2 protein-coding genes are annotated in these 5,658 nt (G+C 37.5%); both read right to left on the reverse strand.

What is annotated here, in order from left to right:
* Positions 1–19: 19 nt before the first annotated feature.
* Positions 20–1,012, reverse strand: a complete 993-nt coding sequence (locus NQ163_RS20300) for a PorP/SprF family type IX secretion system membrane protein (RefSeq protein WP_268192146.1) — start codon at positions 1,010–1,012, stop codon at positions 20–22.
* Positions 1,013–1,137: 125 nt separating this feature from the next.
* The coding region (locus tag NQ163_RS20305) for a gliding motility-associated C-terminal domain-containing protein (RefSeq protein ID WP_268192147.1) at positions 1,138–5,658 on the reverse strand (4,521 nt) is incomplete at its 5' end.

Below are 5,658 nucleotides of genomic sequence, written 5' to 3' on the forward strand. Positions count from 1 at the left end.
TTTTTCATGCAATATTTTATTAAAATACTGGTGATCGAACTGCTTTAATTCTTTTTCTTCTTTTCTTGGTAGTGGCAAGGGGAAAAGAGAACGATATTTCGTGTGCTCCAGTATTTGTATGAATTAGCTTAGAGATGGCGTAATCGTAACTGTAAGCAACTTTAAAGCGTTCGGTAACGAATCCGGCCATGGCAATAAAAGAGTCGTAATTTGGCTCAAAATTTTGGTTAAACCACAATCCGAATACCACAGAACTCTTGCTTGCATATAATCCATAGTTCATCTGAGAAAAATCTCCTTGTTGCTGATAAAGCAATGCAGGGGCCAGAATCCAATTATCGGCATATCGCCTGCTTCTTCCTCCCAAAACAAATTCGGCACCTGCGTGAACTGTATATTTGGTTTGCAATTTGTCTTCCTGTTCATCATCAAAACTTAAATCCGGCTTAGCCAAATGATGAGCTGCAATACCGAAATAAAAATCTCCATAGTATGCTATCGAACCCAATGAGAAATCCCATCCATCTTTTCGCCTGTTTACAGGATCGCCTGAAGGATTGTGTGGAAATATATTCCCATAAATAGGAGAAACCTGATCTGGAAATACAAGGTTCTGCCAATCTACCTTTTTTTGCATAAAAGCTGCCTGAATAGCCGGACGAATCACTAAATCATCGGTTATTCTCAAATAAAATGAGTACATCCCGGCAAAGGTGGTTGTTTTTAATGCTCCATCTCCCTGGTCATCCTGAATAACCATAACACCTATTCCTCCATTTAAGGTCTCATAGAAGTTATCGAATGCTACACTATAAGTAACGTAAGGAAGGTCTAAATTTGGCCATTGATTACGATAGTTTAAGCTAACATTTGAATTATTTGCAGATCCTGCCAAAGCTGGATTCAGGTATAGTTTATTTGCGTAAAACTGAGAAAATCGGATATCCTGAGCAAAGCTTTGCACCAATGATACTACAAATAATAAGCAAAAAACAATCAGAGCTTTCTTCATCTATTCTCAATTTATAACTCCACAGAGTTATTCCAGTTATAAAAGTGATTCGGACATTTGTGTATAAGTCCGAAATCACTTGTAAAATAAATTTATTTTATTGATAAAATAAAACCTTTTCTAAATTATCTGATCAACATGAAGGTTCCCTTATTGGTAAGTTCACCATTAATAAACACCATCCAAACATATGCTCCTGCCGGACAAAGTTTGCCTTTGTATTTGCCATCCCAACCTCCGTTGCGACCTACTTCGTCTGTCTTATACAGCAATTCTCCCCAGCGGTTGTATACATACATTTCAAATTGCTCAATATCGTAATTGATATCTTTCAAATAAAATTTGTCGTTATCATTACTGGAGTTTGGAGTAAATGCATTAGGTGATTCTATACCTACCGGTTTCACCTCTACATTCACAGAATCCTTGGCAATACAACCTAAGTTATCTCTTACAGTCAGTTTATATTTACCCGTTTCAGACACTTCGTATCGTTGAAGAATACTGCCTTCCTTGCCATCGTCCCACTCAAAGTAGTAAGGAGAATATTCCAATGGAAGATTTGGAGCTAACGTAATGGTTTGTCCTTCAAAAATTGTTACTGGTCTGTCTTTAACAAGTTCGATTTCTCTTGGGCCGCTATAAATTAAATTATTCAGCAATTCTGGTTTTGGTGTTGGATTTATTACAAAATTTTGTTCATCGCCACAACCATATTTGTTCGCTACTGTTAACAGATATTTACCTGGCTGGTCAATTGTTCTATCAATATCAGTATAACCATCTTCCCAAACAGGATTTTCCATTCCTGAGATATTCACTTCGAATTTTTCGCCCTCACAAGCAAACTTATCTTCTTCCAATTCAGGGTCAGCTACCATATTTACAAGTACTTCTCCCTCTGCATCACAGCCATAAAGGTCGGTCACACTAATCTTGTAAGTGTACGTTCCTTCAGGAGCATTTACAATCCTCGGACTTCTTGTATTAGGATCATCCAAATGATCCGGATTTGTCCAGGTAATTTCACCTGCATCACCTACAATATCGGTTAGCAATTGCAATTGGTTACACTGACCAACTGTAGTATCAGAAATGGTAGTTACAATTGGCAGTGGAGCTACTGTAAGCTCAACCAAGTCCATATTTGTACAACCGTGTTCATCCATGACCGTAGCAACCAATACTTGTGATTTACCAGGAGTAAAGGTTGGATTCATCGAATTTGCATCATCCAAATCTGCTGCTGGTGCCCATTGAATATTGCTTTCATCTGTCTCTGCTCTCAATTTAAAAGGCTTACAGCTACCAATGGTAGTATCATCTGTAATATTTACCCTTGGCAATGGATCTACCTGTAAAGTTGTTTTTGATGTAACATTTGAACAGCCATTTTCATCGGTATAAGAGTAATGAATATTGTAGGTTCCTGCTCCTTTTTCTGACGGATCGAATACCTCTTCAGATATGTCATCCACCCAATAAATACCTCCTTCAGGATATCCTCCTGATAGAGTAAAGCTTTCGTTACATACTCCTTTTGATTCAAATAGAGCCAAGTTCACATCTGGCAGAGCATTTAGTTTCACCAATGAATCTACTTTCGACTCACAGCCTGTAGCAACATCGGTAATCATGATAGAAAGTTCTCCGTTCTCCAGTTCACCCCAGGTAATACGGGTACGTAAACCTGTATCTGGTCCGGCAAACAAACCACCTTCTACGCCCCAACCATACTCAATTTCAGGCATTGCATCGGTTGTATAGGTAACACGATCTTCCTTAGCACAAAGTACCATTCTACCTAAAATTCTCGAGTTTGGCAATTCATGAACAGTTAATTCTGTCGGTTTTGTTGACCTTTTTTCTGTACATCTATCTGAAAGGATACAAGTATAATAGCCACTATCATCCGGACTTGTTTTTCCCAAATTCAATACCGGCGTATTTTCTCCCGTTAAATCAACTCCATCCAATTTCCATTGGTAAGTTACATCATTACCTTCTACATCTGTTGTTAGCCTTACTTCTTCTCCTGAACAAACTTCAATATCTGCCATTTCAGATAAAATTCTCAATTGAGGAATTACCTTAAGTGTCATTTCATCGCTAATGGATGCTGAACATGAATTATAAACTTTACAAGTATAATTGGCTTCATCAGCAAGCTGAATTGATGTTAAACTCAAAACAGGTGTAGTTTTCCCCGGCATATCAACGCCATCTTTTCTCCACTGATATTTCAGCTCTTCACCGGTAGCTCCTACACTAAATTCTACCAATGATGTGTTTTCACATGTTTCTACATTATCGCTAACTGAAATAATTACCGGCAATTCTGTTACCTCCAGGCTGCCTGTTGTTGTAACATTACCACATAAACCTGTTACTTGTACTTCGTAATTTCCTTCATGTACTAATTGTGTTGGATTGTAGTTCAGAATTTTTTCATCTGAAACCTCAACTCCTCCAAAGAACCATTTGTACTTAATATTAGCTGCTCCTTTTACATTGGGAATCCATTCCAGTTCATCACCTTCACAAATGGTCTTAGTACCAAGAGCTGCCAAAAGTGTTGTATTCTCATAAACACGAACGGTTGTTTTCTCAACAATACCATCCACAGGAGTTCCCTCTCCTTCAATCTTACATGTATAAACTCCGGCATCTGTCGCTTTAAGTTCAGAAATATAAAAAGTCAGTTTAGTTTCTCCAGGAATTTCTAATCCATCCTTGAACCATTTTACCGATAATATTTGACCGGTAGCATCTATACTTAAACTTAATGCCTCACCAACACATTTTTCTTCCAAGCTTACCAAGCCATCTGTAATAACAACCGGTTCCTTAACGGTTAACTTTCCTGTTGCCAATCGGGTTGCACAGGTACCTTCAATTTCGCAAGTGTAATAACCTTCGTCGGAAAACTGAATATTTGTTAGTTTTAGTGAATTTGTTTTTTCGGATAAGGTAGTGGTTACACCATCTTTTACATGAGTCCATGTATAACTAAGGTTATGACCTGTAGCATCAACTGTCATCGTGTAATCTTGCCCAACAAATCGAACTACGTTCTTTAATGTAGTCAAAATTATTGTTGAAGGATTCACGCTTAACTGAGTTGTTTCTGACAAAGTTCCTCCACAACCATTATCATCGGTAACAATGCATTCTACTGTATATACTTTGGGTGTAAATGCATCTTCTGGCAGTACTTCTGCTCCACTAATTAATAATGTAGCAATAGAGGAAGGCTGAGTGATTCCGTCAATTTTCCACTCATAATTTAAATCTCGTCCTGTAGCTTTGGCTCTAAATACAACATCTTCATTTTCACAAACTACCTGGGATGCGATTGGATCTAATGTTGGTTTTGGATTAACAAGCTGTGTTCCTACTGAAACATCAGTCCCACATTTATTTGAAACTTCAACTTTGTAATTTCCTTCCATTGCTGTTGTTGCATCTCCTAAATTCAATTGAACTCCAGCTACAGAATTTGTTGAACCATCATTTAATGTCCATTTTATATCATCGTAAGATCCTGTTACACTTATCGTGCCTAATACCAAAGGATCACCTTCACAAACTGATATTAGTTTTTCAATGCCATCTCCATCAATTGAAGGCGCATCTATAATGGTAATATTACTTGTGTAAGTAAATGTGTTTCCACAATAATCTTCAATTACACATTCATAAGTTCCTTTATCAGCATCGGTTACTGAAGCCACCAAATAGTTGGTAGTTGCTGTAATTGGGTTGCCATTATGTGTCCATGTGTAAGATTTTGCGTCACCTGTATGTTCTACTTCAAGATTTAATTCACTACCAATACAAATAGCATCTGGGTTCACCCATACATTAGAGGTAACTACTGGATTATAAATATTCACATAACCTGAAACAGATTTTGTTGTACAGCCGTCAAACACTTCTGCTTTATATTGTCCGGATTCACTCTTATCTATAGGCGTAAAAGAGTAATCTGCATTGGTAGCTCCCGGAATTTCTGCACCATCTTTAAACCATTTGTATACAGGAGAAAGTGCCGGATCAATATTATCTATAATTACGGATAAGGTCTGTAAACTACCTGTGCACATTTCACTACTATTTGCCCATGCATTCAAGCTTAATTCAGAACGGTGAACAACTGTAAAATCATCTCTTACGTCAGGACAAACTCCATTACTAACGGTTACTTCGTAGTTTCCGTTATCGCCGGTTCCTATATTTACAATTGTTGTTGTGGAAACTTCTATAGCATCTTTTGTCCACGAGTAAGTGAAAGGCGTTGTTCCTGCTGTTACATCCAATGTAATTTGCTTGCTCTCATCGAAACACAAAGATTGATTATCAATATCTGTAAATACAATTGGTTCATAAACCTCAACTTTTACTTCATTTGAAATATTATCTGCACTTGAACCATCTTTTACAATGCATCGGAAAGTCCAACTATTCATTGGCGATGTTACATTGTTAATATGTAGTTTTGATCCATTAGTTGTAGCTACATTTGACATACCTGCTACTCCATCTGCATTCGACCAAGTTCCTCTTCCGTCATTATATTCCCATACATAATCTAATCCTGCACTTGTTCCTGTGATTTCAAAATCAATAGCATCGTCGAGACATGC

The sequence above is a fragment of the Marinifilum sp. D737 genome, from assembly GCF_026672275.1.
GTDB lineage: Bacteria > Bacteroidota > Bacteroidia > Bacteroidales > Marinifilaceae > Marinifilum.

What these genes read in the sequence shown, in the direction of transcription:
- NQ163_RS20300 (WP_268192146.1), bottom strand. Translation starts at nt 1,012, where the DNA reads ATGAAGAAAGCTCTGATTGTTTTTTGCTTATTATTTGTAGTATCATTG.